The sequence below is a fragment of the Actinomadura formosensis NBRC 14204 genome, assembly GCF_001552155.1.
Lineage (GTDB): Bacteria > Actinomycetota > Actinomycetes > Streptosporangiales > Streptosporangiaceae > Spirillospora > Spirillospora formosensis.
The window spans coordinates 1-18,058 of record NZ_BCQQ01000071.1 but is presented as its reverse complement, the minus strand read 5'-3'; the positions used below and the strand labels follow the sequence as shown (position 1 = coordinate 18,058).

Annotated in this window: 20 protein-coding genes, 3 pseudogenes and 1 riboswitch; of the genes and pseudogenes, 16 read left to right on the top strand and 7 right to left on the bottom strand. The window is 67.3% G+C overall.

Features of this window, described 5'->3' with window-relative positions:
- Positions 1–91: 91 nt before the first annotated feature.
- The 8 genes from AF1_RS19185 (at position 92) to groL (ending at position 7,958) form a co-directional block, all read left to right on the top strand.
- The gene (locus AF1_RS19185; protein ID WP_067800803.1) at positions 92–1,030 is read left to right on the top strand and encodes a cation diffusion facilitator family transporter; all 939 of its coding nucleotides are present in this window, start codon (positions 92–94) and stop codon (positions 1,028–1,030) included.
- Between the two features lie 116 nt (positions 1,031–1,146).
- A riboswitch (SAM riboswitch) is annotated at positions 1,147–1,288 on the top strand.
- 16 nt (positions 1,289–1,304) lie between these two features.
- Positions 1,305–2,549, top strand: coding sequence for a threonine synthase (thrC, locus tag AF1_RS19180; RefSeq protein ID WP_067800800.1), 1,245 nt, complete (start codon positions 1,305–1,307; stop codon positions 2,547–2,549).
- 12 nt (positions 2,550–2,561) lie between these two features.
- The gene (locus AF1_RS19175; RefSeq protein ID WP_067800797.1) at positions 2,562–2,837 is read left to right on the top strand and encodes a MoaD/ThiS family protein; all 276 of its coding nucleotides are present in this window, start codon (positions 2,562–2,564) and stop codon (positions 2,835–2,837) included.
- Positions 2,838–2,959: 122 nt separating this feature from the next.
- Entirely contained in the window at positions 2,960–3,370 is a 411-nt protein-coding gene (locus AF1_RS19170) for a DUF5959 family protein (RefSeq protein WP_067800794.1), read from the top strand.
- 218 nt (positions 3,371–3,588) lie between these two features.
- Positions 3,589–4,596, top strand: a complete 1,008-nt coding sequence (locus AF1_RS19165; RefSeq protein ID WP_131732325.1) for a S1 family peptidase — start codon at positions 3,589–3,591, stop codon at positions 4,594–4,596.
- A gap of 105 nt (positions 4,597–4,701) precedes the next feature.
- Entirely contained in the window at positions 4,702–5,166 is a 465-nt protein-coding gene (locus AF1_RS19160; protein WP_067800788.1) for a hypothetical protein, read from the top strand.
- A gap of 94 nt (positions 5,167–5,260) precedes the next feature.
- Positions 5,261–5,602 (top strand): CU044_2847 family protein, encoded by a 342-nt coding sequence (locus AF1_RS19155; protein WP_067800785.1) that lies wholly within the window; start codon positions 5,261–5,263, stop codon positions 5,600–5,602.
- Between the two features lie 727 nt (positions 5,603–6,329).
- Complete coding sequence (gene groL / locus AF1_RS19150; protein ID WP_067800782.1) at positions 6,330–7,958, top strand: chaperonin GroEL; 1,629 nt, start codon at positions 6,330–6,332, stop codon at positions 7,956–7,958.
- 1,061 nt (positions 7,959–9,019) lie between these two features.
- On the opposite strand, the gene AF1_RS33485 is transcribed toward groL, so the two are convergent.
- From AF1_RS33485 to AF1_RS34575, 4 genes and pseudogenes are all read right to left on the bottom strand, one after another.
- A complete protein-coding gene (locus AF1_RS33485) occupies positions 9,020–9,193 on the bottom strand; it encodes a DUF397 domain-containing protein (protein ID WP_084263106.1) in 174 nt (57 codons plus the stop codon).
- A gap of 52 nt (positions 9,194–9,245) precedes the next feature.
- On the bottom strand, positions 9,246–9,425 hold the full coding sequence (locus AF1_RS33480; protein WP_207393931.1) for a DUF397 domain-containing protein: 180 nt from the start codon (positions 9,423–9,425) through the stop codon (positions 9,246–9,248).
- Between the two features lie 38 nt (positions 9,426–9,463).
- Positions 9,464–9,682, bottom strand: a pseudogene (locus AF1_RS37080) (Scr1 family TA system antitoxin-like transcriptional regulator); the annotation flags it as partial.
- A gap of 16 nt (positions 9,683–9,698) precedes the next feature.
- A pseudogene (locus AF1_RS34575) lies at positions 9,699–9,983 on the bottom strand (IS5/IS1182 family transposase); the annotation flags it as partial.
- Between the two features lie 171 nt (positions 9,984–10,154).
- Between AF1_RS34575 and AF1_RS19140 the strand changes: the two are divergent.
- The 4 genes and pseudogenes from AF1_RS19140 (at position 10,155) to AF1_RS19125 (ending at position 13,929) form a co-directional block, all read left to right on the top strand.
- On the top strand, positions 10,155–10,508 hold the full coding sequence (locus AF1_RS19140; protein ID WP_131732323.1) for a hypothetical protein: 354 nt from the start codon (positions 10,155–10,157) through the stop codon (positions 10,506–10,508).
- Positions 10,505–11,713, top strand: coding sequence for a VWA domain-containing protein (locus AF1_RS19135; protein WP_131732322.1), 1,209 nt, complete (start codon positions 10,505–10,507; stop codon positions 11,711–11,713). The genes AF1_RS19140 and AF1_RS19135 overlap by 4 nt, the downstream gene beginning before the upstream one ends.
- Positions 11,710–13,104, top strand: coding sequence for a vWA domain-containing protein (locus AF1_RS19130; protein WP_131732321.1), 1,395 nt, complete (start codon positions 11,710–11,712; stop codon positions 13,102–13,104). The genes AF1_RS19135 and AF1_RS19130 overlap by 4 nt, the downstream gene beginning before the upstream one ends.
- A 49-nt stretch (positions 13,105–13,153) precedes the next feature.
- Positions 13,154–13,929, top strand: a pseudogene (locus AF1_RS19125) (transposase family protein).
- A gap of 67 nt (positions 13,930–13,996) precedes the next feature.
- On the opposite strand, the gene AF1_RS36915 reads toward AF1_RS19125, so the two are convergent.
- Both AF1_RS36915 and AF1_RS19120 read right to left on the bottom strand, forming a co-directional pair.
- Positions 13,997–14,110 (bottom strand): DUF397 domain-containing protein, encoded by a 114-nt coding sequence (locus AF1_RS36915; protein WP_306303176.1) that lies wholly within the window; start codon positions 14,108–14,110, stop codon positions 13,997–13,999.
- Between the two features lie 10 nt (positions 14,111–14,120).
- The gene (locus tag AF1_RS19120) at positions 14,121–14,978 is read right to left on the bottom strand and encodes a helix-turn-helix domain-containing protein (RefSeq protein ID WP_131732320.1); all 858 of its coding nucleotides are present in this window, start codon (positions 14,976–14,978) and stop codon (positions 14,121–14,123) included.
- Between the two features lie 123 nt (positions 14,979–15,101).
- Here AF1_RS19120 and AF1_RS19115 point away from each other — a divergent pair, with 123 nt between their 5' ends.
- The gene (locus AF1_RS19115; protein WP_165488307.1) at positions 15,102–15,491 is read left to right on the top strand and encodes an ATP-binding protein; all 390 of its coding nucleotides are present in this window, start codon (positions 15,102–15,104) and stop codon (positions 15,489–15,491) included.
- A complete protein-coding gene (locus tag AF1_RS19110; protein WP_067800762.1) occupies positions 15,473–15,823 on the top strand; it encodes a hypothetical protein in 351 nt (116 codons plus the stop codon). Before AF1_RS19115 ends, AF1_RS19110 begins: the two co-directional genes overlap by 19 nt.
- A 36-nt stretch (positions 15,824–15,859) precedes the next feature.
- Here AF1_RS19110 and AF1_RS37075 read toward each other — a convergent pair whose 3' ends face one another.
- A complete protein-coding gene (locus AF1_RS37075; protein WP_407642177.1) occupies positions 15,860–16,546 on the bottom strand; it encodes an imine reductase family protein in 687 nt (228 codons plus the stop codon).
- 261 nt (positions 16,547–16,807) lie between these two features.
- Here AF1_RS37075 and AF1_RS19105 point away from each other — a divergent pair, with 261 nt between their 5' ends.
- The gene (locus AF1_RS19105; RefSeq protein ID WP_067800759.1) at positions 16,808–17,395 is read left to right on the top strand and encodes a phospholipid scramblase-related protein; all 588 of its coding nucleotides are present in this window, start codon (positions 16,808–16,810) and stop codon (positions 17,393–17,395) included.
- Between the two features lie 61 nt (positions 17,396–17,456).
- On the top strand, positions 17,457–17,813 hold the full coding sequence (locus tag AF1_RS19100) for a hypothetical protein (RefSeq protein ID WP_131732319.1): 357 nt from the start codon (positions 17,457–17,459) through the stop codon (positions 17,811–17,813).
- The last annotated feature ends 245 nt before the right edge of the window (positions 17,814–18,058 follow it).

The following is an 18,058-nucleotide window of genomic DNA, read 5'->3' as shown; positions in this document are numbered from 1 at the left end:
GGGACCGAGGCGCTCCACAGTGACCCACGTGGTTTCCGCCACGGCCGGACCCGGCCGGATTAACGGAGGGTGCCTCGGGTAACCGGTCGGCATGAGCAGGTCCGAGACCACGAAGACCGTGCTCGTCGCCGGTGCGGCCAACCTCGTCCTCGCGATCGTCAAGCTGATCGCCGGCCTGCTGGCCGGCTCCAGCGCGATGCTCGCGGAGAGCGCCCACTCCGTGGCGGACACCCTCAACCAGTCCTTCCTCTTCGCCTCCCTGCGACGCAGCGAACGTCCCCCCGACCGGCGGCATCCCTTCGGCTACGGCAACGAGCGGTACGTGTGGTCGCTGCTCGCCGCGTTCGGGATCTTCATCGCCGGCGCCGGCTTCTCGATCTTCGAGGGCGTCCTGACCATGACCGGTCACGGCGGCACCGGGACGGGGATCTGGCTCGCCTACGCCGTCCTCGCCCTCGCCGCCGTCCTGGAGGGGGCGTCCTGGGGCCGCGCCATGTACCAGGCGCGCAAGAAGACCCGCGAGAACGGCCGTGACCTCGTCGAACACGTCCGCCGGTCGCCCGATGTGACATTCAAGACCGCGCTGTTCGAGGACAGCGCCGCGATGGTCGGTCTCGCGCTCGCCGCCGGCGGCCTGGTGCTGCGCCAGATCACCGGGTCGGACTTCTGGGACGGGCTCGCCTCCGCCCTCATCGGCCTGCTGCTCGCCGGTCTCGCCCTCATGATCGGGCGGGAGAGCACCGTCCTGCTCATCGGGCGGGCCGCCGACCCGGCCGCGCAGCGCGAGATCCGCGCGGAGATCCTCGGCGCGCCCGGAGTGACCGGCGTGGACGAGCTGCTCACCATGCACTTCGGTCCCGAGCAGCTGCTCGTCGCCGCCAAGGTCCACTTCTCCGACGACATCAGCGCCGACCAGGCCGAGGACGTCGCCGGCGAGATCGACCGGCGGCTCCGGGAGCGGCTCCCGATCGTCCGGCACGTGTTCCTCGACCCGACACAGCGCACCGTCCCCGCGGAGACACCGGCGTGATCAAGACCGCACCCGGGTAGCGTCTCAACAGATGGACCCGGCTGTCTGGCATCCGGTCAGTTCATGTAAAGTCACGCATACGAGCTGAAACCGTCGCTCGTCCTACAACTGAATACCGCTCATCCAGAGGGGTGGAGGGACCGGCCCTGTGAAGCCCCGGCAACCACCCGGCTGAAGCGCGCTCGCGATCCTGCGAGGCCGGCCGGGAAATGGTGCCAACTCCGGCCTGCGACCAAGGTGGCGCAGGGAAGATGGGGAGAAAGGCCTCGCTTTCATGGCATTCACGCCTGCCACGGACCTCGGACCGGCTACCGCCCTGGTCTGCCGCGAATGCGGCTCCACCCGCGATCTCGGCCCCTTCTACGCGTGCGAAGAGTGTTTCGGCCCCCTGGAGATCGCCTACGACTTCGGGACCGTCACCCGCGCCGGGATCGAGTCCGGCCCGCGCAACATCTGGCGCTACCGGGGGCTGCTGCCCGTCCCGTCCCACGTCGCGGACACACCCAACACCGAGCCCGGCCTGACCCGCCTCGTCCGCGCCGACAACCTCGCGGAGAGCCTCGGCCTGCAGAGCCTGTGGGTGAAGGACGACAGCGGCAATCCCACCCACTCGTTCAAGGACCGCGTCGTCGCCGTCGCGCTCGCCGCCGCCCGCGAACTCGGCTTCAAGGTGCTGGCCTGCCCGTCCACCGGCAACCTCGCCAACGCCGTCGCCGCCGCCGCGTCCCGCGCCGGGATCCGCAGCGCGGTGTTCGTCCCGTCCAACCTCGAAGCACAGAAGATCATCACGACGGCCGTGTACGGCGGGACGTTCGTGACGGTCGACGGCAACTACGACGACGTCAACCGGCTCGCGTCCGAGATCGCCGGGGAGCAGGACGACTGGGCGTTCGTCAACGTCAACGTCCGGCCCTACTACGCGGAGGGCTCCAAGACGCTCGGCTACGAGATCGCCGAGCAGCTCGGCTGGCGGCTGCCGGACCAGATCGTCGTCCCGGTCGCGTCCGGCTCCCAGCTCACCAAGATCGACAAGGCGTTCCAGGAGCTCATCAAGCTGGGCCTGGTCGAGGACAAGCCGTACCGCGTGTTCGGCGCCCAGGCCGCCGGCTGCGCCCCGGTCGCCGCCGCGTTCAAGGCCGGCCACGACGTGATCCGCCCGGTGAAGCCCGACACCATCGCCAAGTCCCTCGCGATCGGCAACCCCGCCGACGGCCCCTACGTCCTGGACGTGGCCCGCCGCACGGGCGGCGCCGTCGAGGACGTCACGGACGACGAGGTCGTGGAGGGCATCCGGCTCCTCGCGCGCACCGAGGGCATCTTCGGTGAGACCGCCGGCGGCGTCACCGTCGCGACCCTCCGCAAGCTGGCCGCCGCGGGCACCCTCGACCCGTCCGCCGAAACCGTGATCATCAACTCCGGGGACGGCCTGAAGACCCTGGACGCCGTCGCCCCGGTGGTCGCGCCGAGCGCGAACATCGCCCCGTCCCTGGCGGCGTTCCGCGCCGCGGGCCTCGCCTGAGAAAGGAGCACCATGAGCGTTTCCGTGCGCATCCCGACGATCCTGCGGACCTACACCGGCGGCGAGTCCGAGGTGAAGGCCGAGGGCACCACCCTGCGCGCCGTCGTCGCCGACCTGGAGACGAACTACTCCGGCATCTCCGCCCGCATCCTGGACGACGCCGGCAAGATCCGCCGCTTCGTCAACGTCTACGTCGGCGACGAGGACGTCCGCTTCGCCGACGGCCTCGACACCCCGACCCCCGACGGCGCCCAGATCTCCATCATCCCCGCCGTGGCCGGCGGCTGACACCACCCGCGGGCCCGGCTCCGGCCGGGCCCGCGCACTGGGCTGCCTCGACCACCGCGCCGGCGCCCACGGGTCAGCGCCGCGCCCTGCGGCGCCGGCCGGCCGGACTCTAGGATGGCGCGGTGGCAGAGCATGACACGGTCGAACTGATCCATCTCGCCGACGACCTCGGAAACAGCGTCGTCCTCCGCATAACCGGACAGGACGCCCGCGGCCTGAGCGGCGTCATCGAGATCGGCAGCTACTTCGTCAACGGCAGCATCAAGACCCGCCTGACGCCCGAGGACCTCATGCAGTGGGGGGACGTCCTCGAATCCCTGGGTGAGGGCGCTGACGCCGCCTCATGGCGCGAAGGGCAGCGCGCACCCGAGATCCACCTGGAAGCGGACGACGAACATGTGACCATCGCCGTGGTCGACTCCCACTCCTACCTGGTCACCGTCGAACTCACCATCGAGGTCGCCCGGGACTGGATCGAAACCCACCGAGACCGGCTGACCGCCGTTCACAAGACCTACCCTGACCTCCCATAACCGCGCACCGTCCGAAGAACCGGAAGTGTGGACGGTGCCCGGCGATTCGGCAGGATGAGGCGCCGCGCCGGTAGTGGACGACCTGGCTGACCACCCCGCAACGCGCCGTACCACGTCGGCCCCTGCCATCCAGCAGCATGCCCTGTCTAGGACGACTGCCCATAGCTGACAAAGAACGGATCGTCGTAATGCCGTAAACCTGCGGATCCCATGTGGCCATGTGCGGTCAAATGCGCCCGCCTTGCAGTGGAGGCCGGGTGACCTGGCTATATATGAACGCAAGGAATGCAGGGGGTTCCGTGAAAAAGGCTCGATCCGTTCCGGATTACATGGGGCGAATACTCTCGCCCGCAGGAGTTCCCCAGGGAAGCTGCTTCCAGATCGCCCCCGGCTATCTGGTTACGGCGTGGCACGTCCTGCAGATGACCATGGCGCTGAGCGAGGACGACGGAGACGAAGGGGCCGTATTCGTCGACCACCTTTCCACACCGGGTTCCGCGATGATCCGTGCGACGCGTGTGGCCGGGGACAAGAAAGCCGATCTGGCGCTGCTCAAGGTCGAAGATCCATTCCCGGGAAGTGTGCGGCTCGTCCGGTCGTCCGACGCGGTGGCTCCCGGAGAAGAACTGATCATTGTGGGGCACGCCGTCATCCGGGACGGGCCGGATCGACCGGACCTGGTGTGGACCGAAGCCCGCGGGGAGTGGGAAGGGCAGACCAGGCGCGGCGACCTGATCCTCGGACGGCTCCGTTCCATGGACGTCCTGCAGGGCATGAGCGGAGCCCCGGTACGCAGGAGAAAAGACGACAGCGTGGTCGGCGTCATCTCGGCGCGGTACAACACGATCGACGGCTGGTTCAGCAACAGCGTGTGGGTGGCGCGCACCGCCGAACTTCGCGAACTGTGCCGGGGCCACGTGGACCTGACGAAGGATCGGTGGGTCGGTTTCGCCGCCGCGGGCGCCGCCTTCTCCGCCGCCGAGTTCGTCATGAAGCGAAAAGCCGAAGCCAGTACCGATGCGGTCCGGGAAGCGACCCTCCACGTCCCGGCCAATAGTTCCACGCTCGAAAAGCCCTCGGTGGTGGACAAGACGCCCGGAGGCGGCGGCGCGCCCGACGCGATGGATGCACCCGGCCCGCCGGACGGGCTGGAAGAGATCGCGGAGAATATGGGGACCGCCGTCGCCAAATCCGTAGCCCGTTTCATCAGAGACTACCTGTTCTGATCGCTCGGCCCGATCGGTGCGGTGCACAGGACGCACCTATCGACCGGGTCGAGCATCCGGCCATTACGACGATCTTCCCAGGTGACCTCTCGAAAGGCGTGCACGATGACCGACGGATACGACCGCGAACACGGATACGACCCCGAACACGATCAGTGGATCGACCGCGTGTCCTCCTCCAACGCATTCCCCTTGACGATGCCGGCCGTTTTGCACGATGGCAGCATGCGGGATCTCCACGTCGACGCCGGCGACGCCTACATCCACCGCGACACCGGGATCATCCTGTCCCTCTTCTTGTCGGACGGCACGGGCCAGAAGGTCGGCTACGTCCTCAAGCACGCCGATCCGAGCGTGGAGCCCTTCAAGGACCTCCTCCACGGTGCCCGAGACCTCTACGTGCTCTGGTCCCTCATCGGTGCCACCCCGGTCGGCAGGGCGCTCAAGATAGGCGGGTTCGTACTCCGTCATCTCATCAGCGCGAACCAGAAGCCGAAGGACGCGGGCTACTACCAGTACCCGGAGGGGGGCCTCGCGATCCGTGGCATCTACCGGCTGAGCACGGACTGAAGCAGGGCTGAACCGCTCCGAGGGCCGCGTCCGTCCCGGCTCGAGTCCACCGCGTGCATCGAACGATCGCCGTCCCATCGAAATGGGAGAACACTTGAACTACCAGAATCAGGATCTCGTCCCCGCCACCATCGAGGGCGTCGACGTCTATATCGCCACCCAGCGCATGCCCGGATCCGAGCCGACCTCCTCCGCACTGGCCAGGGTCGCCGGGGAGAAGGCCGCCGAGGCGGTGGACCGCGTCCACGAGACGATCCACGCGATGGCGGCCAAGTTCGCCCCGGCGGTCGGTGAACTGGCCCGGCAGGCCATGAAGCCGGAATCACTGTCCGTGCAGTTCGGCATCACCATCGGCGCCCAGGGCAACCTGATCGTCATGGGCGGCACGGCCCAGGCATCCGTAACGGTCACCCTCACCTACCCCATAGCCCCCTGAAAGTCCCCGCCGCCCGAACGGGCAGCCGCTGGCGCCGGACACCGCCTGCCATGCCGCACGGGCCCGCCACATCTCGGTTGCCAGCGGTCCGCTACCTTCCCATGCCCGGGACCCGCAGCCTGGCCTCCACCTGACGAGTGAACGGACGGCCCCACTCGGCGACACCGGGGCCGTCCGTTCCACGATTGCTCCGCGCACCAACCCGTAGACGCCCGGCATGCGGTCCCCTCGGCAGGATGCTCGTCGCTTCCGCAGCAGGCTGGCAGCTATGGATGATCACTGGTGACTGAGCGGAGGCGCACGGCCCCGTGGCGGCCAGTTGGGTCGGGGCGGCAGTGTGTCGCGATGTGCGGCGCGGGCGTGGTCGTCCGGTGGCCGCTCATTCCACCGGCATTGTGAACGCCATGCCCACCACGGCGGACGACCACGCACAGCGGATCACGGCGACACACCCGAGAGGCTTCCGGAGGGGGTTCCGTCGCAGGTGGGGACGGGGCTGGGCAGGTAGATGAACCTTCCCCCGCTCAGGATGTGGCGCTTGCACTCGACAGGGTAGAGTGCTAAAAAGCAGTTGGCACTCTACTGTGGAGAGTGACAGCTTCACAGTCTGGGTCGGGGCGATGAGGCCTCAGTCCGGCGGCGGAATGGCAGCCGTCGGCGGGGGCCGTCCGTCGCGGGCGTCGGCTCGATCCGTCTAAGCCACCTTGTTCCGGGAGGACTGGAGCCTATGGCTGCAAAGATGATCGCGTTCGACGAGGAGGCCCGTCGCGGTCTTGAGCGCGGCATGAACCAGCTGGCAGATGCCGTAAAAGTGACCCTTGGTCCCAAGGGCCGCAACGTCGTGCTGGAGAAGAAGTGGGGCGCCCCCACGATCACCAACGACGGTGTGTCGATCGCCAAGGAGATCGAGCTCGAGGACCCGTGGGAGAAGATCGGCGCGGAGCTCGTCAAGGAGGTCGCGAAGAAGACCGACGACGTCGCGGGTGACGGCACCACCACCGCCACCGTGCTGGCCCAGGCGCTGGTGCGCGAGGGCCTGCGGAACGTGGCGGCGGGCGCGAACCCGATGTCGCTGAAGCGGGGCATCGAGGCCGCGGTCGAGCGCGTCAGCGAGGAGCTGTCCAAGCTCGCCAAGGACGTGGAGACCAAGGAGCAGATCGCCTCGACGGCGTCCATCTCCGCGGGCGACCCGCAGATCGGCGAGATGATCGCCGAGGCGATGGACAAGGTCGGCAAGGAAGGCGTCATCACGGTCGAGGAGAGCCAGACCTTCGGTCTGGAGCTCGAACTCACCGAGGGGATGCGCTTCGACAAGGGCTACATCTCGCACTACTTCGTGACCGACCCCGAGCGGATGGAAGCGGTCCTCGAAGACCCGTACATCCTGATCGTTCAGGGCAAGGCGTCGGCCAACAAGGACCTGCTGCCCGTCCTCGAGGGCGTCATGCAGTCCGGCAAGCCGCTGCTGATCATCGCGGAGGACGTCGAGGGCGAGGCCCTGGCCACCCTGGTCGTCAACAAGATCCGCGGGATCTTCAAGTCCGTGGCCGTGAAGGCCCCGGGCTTCGGCGACCGCCGCAAGGCCATGCTGGGCGACATCGCCACGCTGACCGGCGGCCAGGTCATCAGCGAGGACGTGGGTCTCAAGCTGGAGAACACCACGCTCGACATGCTGGGCCGCGCCCGCAAGGTCGTCATCACCAAGGACGAGACCACCATCGTGGACGGCGCCGGTGACGCCAACGAGATCGCGGGCCGGGTCAACCAGATCCGCACCGAGATCGACAACACCGACTCCGACTACGACCGCGAGAAGCTCCAGGAGCGCCTGGCCAAGCTCGCGGGCGGTGTCGCGGTCATCAAGGCCGGCGCCGCGACGGAGGTCGAGCTCAAGGAGCGCAAGCACCGCATCGAGGACGCCGTCCGCAACGCCAAGGCCGCGGTCGAGGAGGGCATCGTCCCCGGCGGTGGCGTGGCGCTGCTGCAGGCCGGCGCCAAGGCGTTCGACAAGCTGGAGCTGAGCGGCGACGAGGCCACCGGTGCCAACATCGTCAAGCGCGCTCTGGAGGAGCCGCTGAAGCAGATCGCCGTGAACGCCGGCCTTGAGGGCGGCGTTGTGGTGGAGCGGGTCCGCAACCTGACGCCGGGTGAGGGCCTGAACGCCGCGACCGGCGAGTACGTCAACATGTTCGAGTCGGGCATCCTCGACCCGGCCAAGGTGACCCGGTCCGCGCTGCAGAACGCTTCGTCGATCGCCGCGCTGTTCCTGACCACCGAGGCCGTCATCGCCGAGAAGCCCGAGAAGAACGCGGCCCCGGCGGGCGGCATGCCCGACGCCGGCGGCATGGACTTCTGATCAGGTCCACGGCACGCACGACCTCGTGCAACTGAGAGGGGCGGTCCCCGGGGACCGCCCCTTTTGCCGTTCCCGGACGGAAGCCGCGCCGGTGGAGGGGGCAAGTCCGGTCGGCATGGCCAGAACCGCAGGTAGTCGGTGGAAACCCGGCTGGGCGGGATAACGCCCGCCGGTAGTCTGCGTAAGCCGTGAAACCGAGCGAGGAGGTGAGACCCGTGAACGCTGTATCGACGTGGGTGCTCCTCTCTCCCTCACGGTCGGGCGACTGACGTAGGTGTCGCCGGGAGCGCCTCGACACCAAGGCAATCCCGAAAGGCGCACCCCATGCATTTCACTGCGGGGACATCGTCGAACGGTGTCCGCGAACGCGACTTCACCGTGGGTGAGATCCCCGGCGTGCTGTGGTCGCCCGAATCCGGCCCCGACCGCGCACCGCTGGTGCTGATGGGCCACGGCGGCGGCACGCACAAGCAGGCCCCGGCGATGGCGGGCCGCGCGCACCTCCTCGTGACCGGCTGCGGTTTCCACGTCGCCGCCATCGACGCGCCCGGTCACGGCGACCGTCCGCGCACGGCGCAGGACGAGCGGGAGATCGCCGAGCTGTACCGGGCGAGGGCGGCCGGCGAGCCGGAAGGCCCGATCATCGTCCGGTACAACACCCATCTGGCGGAGCGCGCCGTGCCGGAATGGCGGGCGACCCTGGACGCCCTTCAACTTCGGCCTGTTCGGGCACGCCTCCCTGGCCGAGGCGGCGAAGCAGACCACCATTCCGATCGAGTTCGCGCTCCAGTGGGACGACGAGCACATCCCGCGCCCGTCCGGCCTGGCGTTGTTCGACGCCTTCGCCTCGAAGGAGAAGACGCTGCACGCCAACGTGGGCGCACACATGGAACTGCCCAGATTCGAGGCCGACAGCGCGGTCCGATTCTTCGCCCGCCACCTCGGCCAAGCCGCCACATCACCGGCCTGACGTGACGGGTGCCGGTGCCCGGCCACCAGCCGGGCACCGGCACCGCAATCTCCCGCGCCCTGCCCCTCCCACAGGGCTGGGGCCGCGTGGATTAGCGTTTCAGGTCGGCCACCAGGGCTGCGAAGTGGTCAGGTGTGATGACCAACTTGGGGCCGTCGGGGTTCTTGGAGTCGCGGAGGGCGACCGTGTGGCGGAAACGGCCCACCTCCACGCACTCACTTCCGGATTGGGTTCCGCTGTGGCTGCTCTTGCGCCATGTCGTCATTGGACGCCTCCATGGCCTTCCTGATCAGGTCTTTGGACCTGTGGTCGGGGTGTCAGCGCTTGAGGGTTGCTATCAGGTCTGTGAACTCGTCGCGTCCCATGCGCAGTTTAGGGCCGTCCGGGTCCTTGGAATCCCGGACGGCCACAACCGTGCCGAGGTTGGCCAGTTCAACGCATTCGTCTCCCTGAGAACTGCTGTGGCTGCTCTTACGCCACACGGGGCGAGGGGGCATGGCTTCCATACTTCGTCTGCGATCTCCCCGATCAGTGCCGCCGACAGCTCGGCCGGAAGCGCATAGGTGGAAATGTCCGCGAACCGCTCGTGCAGTCGTTCGATGTCGGACAGTCCGTCCAAGATCCTGCCGTGCGGCTCGGAGACAGTGTAAGCGGCTCGCAGATTGCCGGGCAGAGTCGCGATGGTGAACGCTCCCGAGCTGCCTGGGTGCGGGGCACCATCCGGAATCACTTGGACAGACAGGCGCGGGGACACGGCGTCAGCTCGTCGGTCTGGCCTTGCGCAACGCGGCCCGCAGCTTGGGTGAACGCGCCGACAGCAGCGCGACGATCTCCTCGACGTAGCGCCGGGCGGTGGCCACCGATACCCCGAGCCCGCGGTGGCCTCGGCGAACGTCTCGCCTTTGCGCAGGTGCACCAGCAGCGGGAGAGCCTACCGGCCGGGGTTCAGCAGCCGCCACCGTGACCTGATCGCCCGGCGATGGCGCCGGGACGATCCCCGCCACGTAGTTCAGCGTCGGACGCGACAAATCCACAGCGGCACGGTAGAACAGCATGCAGAAGCTCCTGGTGAGACGGTGTGGGTTGTGGTGATCAACCCGTCTACCAGGGGCTTCTCTGCATCCGAGGGCACTCCATCAACTTGCGATCACGCTGTGATCAACTGCCCCGCCCGAGAATGAAAAGGATCAGTCCACTTTTGGCCAGTCACAGGACACCCTCTTTAATTGATCACCAGATCTGATCTTGATTGCTGGTTCATGATGTCAGACATGACAAGAGGTTTATTTGTTTGGGTTGGGGCTTCGATCATGGTGGCTGCTGCAGTCGGCATGGCGGCGTACTGGGGCCGGGTGGGTTTCCGCTTGGACGACACGTTGGGGTGGGTCGGTGCGACGGTGGGGGTTGCCGGTCTGGCACTGGCGGTCTTCGGAGCCGTGGCGTCCCGCCGTTCCGACCACCAGGCCGATCGGGACGGCTCGTCGAGCCGGAGGCCAACTGAGGCCGACGTGCAACTGAAGGCCAAGGCGTCGGGGCACAGTATTGTGAAACAGGCCGGCCGAGACCTCAACGAGAAATGAGCTCCGCGCAGAAGCCCGGCGATGCGCCGGAGAACTCGGGTACCCGGCTAGAGGCGACTGCCTCAGGCCACAGTCAGGTGATACAGGCAGCCGGAAATCTACATTTCCTCAATGTCTCTATGTCCCGGGGGGTCCGCAACGCGGTGTTCATCACCATGGCCTTGGCAGTGCTCATCGGCGGAGGATGGGTCGGGTGGAAGTGGGTGCGGCCCATGTTCGCGCCTGCGTACAAGACCCAGTTCCTCATCGACGCGACCGCGGCGGCGGGCGGCCCGGAGGCGATCGCCGCCTCATTGTCAAAGGCGGTGGGGAACGCGGGGGAAGACGATGTGTTGTCGCTGAGGGCCTTCGGCGGTCAGTGCGGTACCGACGATGCCACCACTCAGTTGGTGGGTTTCGGTACCGGCAACCGGCAGCAGATCACGCATGCCGCCACCAAGGTCAGTCCGACCGGCGAGGCGACGTTGCTGCGCGGCATCGTCGAGGCGGTGAACGATTTCTCCAAAACGCTGGCATGGGGAGCTGACCAGCGGGCGACGCAGGTCAACCGAATCATCGTGGTGACCCGGCATGGTGCCGACGCCTGTGACGACGACAGTTCCTTCGTCCAGCGCGAGATTCAGGAGCGGATTAAGGCAGCGGGTCTGAAAGTGGACTTCAAGGTGGTCGGTTACCAAGTTCCCCACGCCCAGCGGACACGGTTAGAGCAGATCGCCGCGGGAGTACAGGCGGGGGACCCGGTGTTCGCCGACGATCCGGCCAAGTTGAACGCCGCCTTGGAGTGGCTCACCAACACCCAGCCCGTCCTGCGGGAGGCAAAGCAGGTTATCGATGTTCTCAATCCGGCTGTCAGCCAGGTTGAGGCGGCCCGTACCGCCATCGACGAGGGCCGCTTCGATTCCGCTGAGCGCCATCTGGACCGGGCCGGGTCGGTGAACGTCACCGGGCCGTTGGACGGCCTTGAGAGCAGGGCCAAGACCGCCCAGGCGCGGGACACTTACGTGAAGGCCAGACAACTGCGTGCGCAGCAGCGGCGCGTGGTCGCCTCCGGGAGGGATCTACTGGAGGCCGCCCGAGCAGGCCGGTCACACGAGAGCGAGTTGGCCGCCTACCGGACAGCCGTGACGACCTACAACGCGAGGGCGAACGCCCTGACCGATGCTCTGAACACGCTGCGCGCCGCCGCTCCGGGGGGCCGGTCATGACCGAGGCCACCACCCGGCGGCGTCCATCGCGTCGGCGACGCCTGGTCTGGGCGCTGATCCTGGTGGTTGCGATGACGGTCGGGGCCATTGTCTTCGTGGTCGTCCAGTTCGTTCCGGGATACCGCACGACTTTGTTGATCGACACTTCCGCGACCGATTCGGCCGACTTCGCCGCGGTGCGCACCGCGGTCGTCGCCACGGCGGATAATGCGGGGGGCGGTGACGCCATGGCGCTGCGCCGTTTCGGCGGTACCTGCGCCGACCCTGGAAACACTGCTGAGGTGGTGGGCAGCGGCATCGGGAACCGGCAGAAGATCGGTAGAGCCGCCCGGACACTCGCCTCCGGCGGCCAGGTCACCTTGGGCAGCGGGATCCTTGCCGCTATCGACGACTTCTCCAGCCGTTACCCGTTCCGCGGACGCGACGGCAACCGCATCGTCATCGTGACCAGCCATGGCATCGACGCATGTACGTCCAATCCCGCCGTCCTCCGCGCCGCTGTCCAGAAACGGGCCGAAGAGGTCGGGGTGGATCTGAGTTTACGGTTCATCGGCTACAAGGTCCCAACACGTGACCGGGCCGCCCTGACCCAGCTCGCCACCGCGGGCGGCGGAGACCAGCGATCCGCCTTCGTCAGCAACCCAGCAGACCTCACGGCGACGCTCAGAAAGTTCACGCTGCCCACCTCGGCCGATCCCAAGACGATCACACTGCCCGCGCAGGTCGTCACGGCGAAGCTCTGTACCCCCAAGCAGCCCGGCTTGCCACATCCGGACCCTGTTTCCTCCACGGTGCGTCTGCCTGGCCAGGTCAGGCTTCCTGCGGGGGCCCAGGTCTACGGGGCGGGCATGTACGGGACAGCGCAGTACCTCATCGGACCGGCGGGACTGCCCTGTGACAACTCCTACCCGGGGCTCTCAGCAGGCATGTGGGCCTTCGTGGGCGAAGATGCGATCCAGGGGGATCCCAAAGCCGGTCCACAAGTGAGCGCGAACTATCTTCCCGGAAGTACGAGCGTCCAAGCCGAAGCCGCCTGTAGCGCCTTCGGCAAGGACGCATCCGAACTGAACGGGCTTCTCCATGTCACGGACTGCGCACAACGCGACGAAGGAACCACAGATGCCATCCCGACCAACACCCCGAAATTCTACGTCAACGCGCAGGTTTCCGTCGCCGGTGGTTCCATCAACACGGAAGCCCAAACCCTGAGCCTCGACGGTGGCCACACGACCAGGTCGATCAGCTGTGTGCTTCCACGTTCACAAGCCGATATTTGCACTGCCGCACTGACATTCTTCATCATCTTGCAATCGAAGGGAACACTGATTTCTCCCGCCGACCTCGACCGCATCAGCCAGACGATCGCCGATCGCGTCGCGAGACCTCAATAATCTTCTCCGCTGGTCGGAGCGGACACCTTACGGGTTTCCCGGGGCCGGTATAACGGCATTTGTCATAGCCGGGGTTCCGCGTCCGACGCTGAACTACGTGGCGGGGATCGTCCGTCGCCATCGCCGGGCGATCAGGTCACGGTGGCGGCTGCTGAACCCCGGCCGGCAGGCTCTCCTGGTGCTGGCGCTGGTGCACCTGCGCAAGGGCGAGACGTTCGCCGAGGCCGCCGCGGGTTTCGGGGTGTCGGTCGCCACCGCCTGGCGCTACGTCGAGGAGATCGTCGCGCTGCTGTCGGCGCGTTCCCCCAAGCTGTGGGCCGCGTTGCGCAAGGCCGGGACCGACGGGCTGACGCACCTGGTTCTGGACGGCACGCTGATCCACACCGACCGGGTGAAGGCAACCGCCCCCACTTCTCCGGCAAGCACCGGGTGCACGGGATGAACGTGCAGGTGATCGCCGGCCCGGACGGGACGATCCTGTGGACCTCGGGGGCGATGCCCGGCAAGATCCACGATCTGACCGCCGCCCGCGTGTGGGGCATCCTGCGCGAACTGGAGAAGGCGGGAATCCTCACCCTGGCCGACAAGGCCTACCAAGGTGCCGAGGCCTCGGTCGTCATCACGCCCTGCAAGGGCAAGGACAAGCCCGAGTCGCAGAAGCAGGCCAACCTGGCGCACGCCAAGCTCCGCGGCCCCGGCGAATGCGCAAACGCCCAGCTCAAATCATGGCGAATCCTCCGCAAGCTCCGCTGCGGTCCCAGCAAGGCCGGCCACCTGGTCAAGGCCATCACCGTCCTGCAGAACTACGAAACCACCCGAAGATGAAAAGGGGCCGTCATCCCATGCTCCAAAGCCCTGGCCCAGGCAGGGCCAGGGCCAGGGCCATGTGAAGCTAACGCTTCAGGTCGGTGACCAGGGCTGCGAAGTGGTTGCGTGTGATGAGGAGTTTGGGGCCGTTGGGGTCTTTGGAGTCGCGGAGGGCGATTGCCTGGGGGAAACGGCCCACCTCTACGCAGTCACTTCCGCCCTGGGTTCCGCTGTGACTGCTCTTGCGCCATGTCGTGCTCACTGAACGCCTCCATAGCCTTCGTGATCAGGTCCTTGGACCTGTGCTCGGGGAGAGCCTTCGCACTGATCCGTGCGAACAAGATCGCGTAATCTGCGACCTCTACTGGAGACGATATAAGCCGTCCGCCGCCGAGCGACTCGGTGTAGGCAACCTCGCCGAAATCATCACCCGTGACGAGCTTCACGCCGCCGTCCAGGCCCGGGTAGGCGCCGGTCTCGAAGGTCTGCGGGATTACGTGCACGACGACGTTCGGATGCTCTGCTACTTCGAGAACGTGTGCGAGCTGTTCTCGCATGATCCGAGGGCTTCCCACCGGCCATCGCAAAGCCGCCTCGCTCAGGAGCACCATGACGAACGCGCGGTCGAGAACGCCTTGGCGTTCTATTCGCTCAGTGACGAACGGCTCGGGGTCGGGCATGCCGCCACCTATCAGGAGCGCCCGGGCGTACTCCTCGGTCTGGAGCAGACCGGAGATCACGAGCGGCTCGAAGATCCGGATGATGCGGGCTCGCTGCTCGAAGGTCGAGAGTTGGGCGAGCCACTGGGGGTCGTGGCCGATGCTGGCGTACCAGACCAGGAGGGAGAAGACTCCGCCGGTCTCCCACGCCTTGTCGAGGAGGGCGGCGCGTGGTCCGTCCAGGCGGTCTATGCCGTTCTCGATGCGTGAAACGGTCGCCTTGCTCGCGTTGATGATCCGTCCTACCGCTTCGCCCGACAGCCCTCGCTGGTTGCGGCAGAAACGCAGGTAGTAGGCGATGAAAGCCCACATGCTGCCTTTGGGATCGGGTGATTCGTTGGTGGCCATGGGGGAGGGGCTCCACGTTCCGTGTTGTTACGAATCCGCTGAGTACGCATGCCAACTTAGCGTGACGGACTGACTCTGTGTCGTGGTTAACACACATCTCACCTGGACACGGAGGTGATGGCGATGCCCACTGCACTGGCCCCCGAGACCCCCACGCTGGTCCTCGATCCGAATGATCAGGCGCCGGGGCTCGCGCGGCGGTTTCTGGCGGCGCGGTTCGCGGAGTGGGGGATCGAGGACGACTACGTGGGGCGGCTCGTGGTGTGCGAGCTGGTCACGAACTCCTACCGGCACGGGGAGGGGCCGATCGTCGTGCGGGTGTTCCGCGACGAGCGCGACGGGCTGGTGGTTGTGGAGGTGTGGGATGGCGGAGAGGGGTTGCCGGTGGTCCGGCCGGAGAACTACGCCGCGACGTCCGGCCGGGGCCTGATGCTCATGGCCGAGCTGGTGCGGGCGTGGGGCGTCCGTCCCCTCAACGAGGGCGGCAAGGTCACGTGGGCCAAGCTTCCCTGACCGGCTACCAACTGCGCCGCAAGGCCCGTTTCCAGATGGTGAAGTGGCGCACCCTGCGGAACCGTGACGCGGTGGGGCGGTACCTGGACGCACTGGCGGCCGCGCTGGAGCGGCGAGGGTGGCGCTGCGTGCGGACGGTGGCCCCGGCCCGTGCCCCGCTGCTCCAGGTCCACGGTGTTGACGGTGTCGTGACCACGTTGAGCGTCCTGGCAGGGCCGGGTGGTCGGTGGTGGATCCATGAGGTTCCGCACGGCTTCCTGGGCCACTGCGGAGACAACACCGAGTACGCCGCGCAGGTCATCGACCGCCTCCTTCAGCGCCGGCCGCAGTAGCCCCCAGAGGGAATCCGGAGCCCTGCCTCATCCTCCTTACAAAGCAACCGGGCCTTCTCGGCGGTCTGGTCGAGATGCTCGCCGTCGCCGCCACCCGGCGAGCTGTTGGCCTGATGCCGCGCTAACGGGCGTGGCCGCCGGGATTCCTGATGACGTCGGCCAGGCGGGAAAGACTCCCCGTCCCGTGGCCCGCTTGGACCGCGCGGCGTCCAGTCCTCGCGAACGGGCCGTCCGGAGGACGCGGCCCATACCCGCGGCGGCCAAGGCGATGGTGGAGCCGGCGCCCGAGTGAACTCCCGAGTCGAGGTTGCCCGCCGTCACTTCCATGATGCCGGGCAGCAGAGTGCCGAGCCCCTTGGCCAGGGCCAGCAGGTCCTTGGCCGCGATCCCGCGCTCGGCCGTCAGTGCGAAGCCGTGGACGACGCCGCTCATCGACGTCCAGAACACGTCCAGGAGCGCGACGTCGAACGGTCGACCGCGTCGCTCACGTACGTCGCCGTCCCCCCAGCCGCCGTTTCGGGCTGAGAAACCCGGGACGGCGAGACACCAAGGATCTGGGTGACCTCGGCAGGTGCCTTGCCGATGGCCTTGCGGAGTCCCTTGGAGGGGCCGGCCCCCTCTCGTCAGGAGGGTGGCGCGCTGAGCCGGTAGGGTGCTGGGCCTGCCTGAGCAGGGATAGCCGTACCCCTCTCGTGCGCACCGCCCGGTCACCTCCAGCCGCATCCGGAGGTTGGTCATGGTGCCCGGACTGGCAGAAGAGTGTGTCCGGAATGGACGACCCGAATCGTAATTGCGCAGTTCAGCCGGTTATATGCGTGCTGTCGATCGGTTCCGTCGTGGTGATCGGATGCGGAAACTACTTCCCTTGAGGGCCCGTGGCTTGGCAGGATCGCCGGTTGGACGGCGTGCCGCGCGAAAGCGCGAGGGCGTCGGCAAGGTGAACGGTGAGGTGCCCGCGTATGCGGCCGACGAGGCAGGAGAACAGTGGACGAGGTGTTCCGCTCCCCGGTGCTCAAGGTCGAACAGCCTCGCAGGGGGCCGTTCGCCAAGTCGCGGTACAAGGTGATGGACGGTGACGGGACCGTCCTCGCCATTGCGGGCCAGACGAAGGACGAGGGCCGCGCCGAGATGCGGGGGTTTGTCCCCGGCAAGTCGAACCTCGATGCCCGGGCCGTCCTGTTGACCACACCGGACGGCGAACCGCTGCTCATGGTGGACAAGCAGAGCGGGCGGGAGTACACCGAGGTCCTCAAGCCGGACGGTGAACGCATCGGCTCGTTCGTCACCGAACGGGTCGGGCGCCGCTACGTCATCTACGACGATGACGGGACGCTGATCGGCTCGGTGGAGGTCGATGTGCCGCGCACCAACTTCCAGGTGAAGGACGCCGACAGTGGCAAGGTCGCGCACGTGCGCAAGAAGTGGGCCGGGCTCGCCACGCACCTGCTGACCACGGCGGACAAATACGAGACCGAGATCTTCGATCCCGTCCCGGAGCCGTTGCGGACGATGGCGGCCATGACGGCGATCGTCATGGACATGAACCTCCACGAGGCCAAAGAGATCACCTGACCCTGCCGGCGGTTCCCGGATGGGCCTTCACGGCTTCCGCGATGCGAGGTACCGTCCGGTCGTGCAGGCCATGTCGGGACGTTCGAAGAGCTGGTGGATCTCGCCGGCCATTCCGACGATCGCGAACTGCGCGCTGGCCCTCCTATGGTTCTTCTCCGCTCTCGGCGGGTGGGGCGAGACGGCGTTCTGCGGTGAGGACGACCTTCGCGACCCGGGATGCGGCGCGGGCTTCGACGCTGCGGTCCGGCTGTCGTCCCCCGCCGCCGTACTGGCCGTGGCCGTCGCCGTCACCGCGTGGGCCTGGGGCGGTGTCCGGCGCAGGCCCGACCGGCTGGACACACTTCTCACCATGGCGGCCTTCATCTGGGTCTTCGCCGAGGCGGTTCTCTTCGTCGGTGGATACCTGGCCAAGTCGTAAGGCGCACTGTCCGCCGATGTTGCCGAAAAGAAACATTGGCGGCTCGGAGCGCGTTCTTGAACTGGGTGCTACGGGACGGCCGGAGCAAAACCCAAGGTAGAACGAGTGCTGGGCGTGTGTCCCGGCCGTTTGGCCGACCGATCTGTGGCGATCCGTCCGGGCAAGTCGGTTTGACGTCCCCGCCTCGTGGGCATACTGTTCACTTCGCCCCACGGGGAGCAGGACGCCTGACAGCGGCCGGCCCG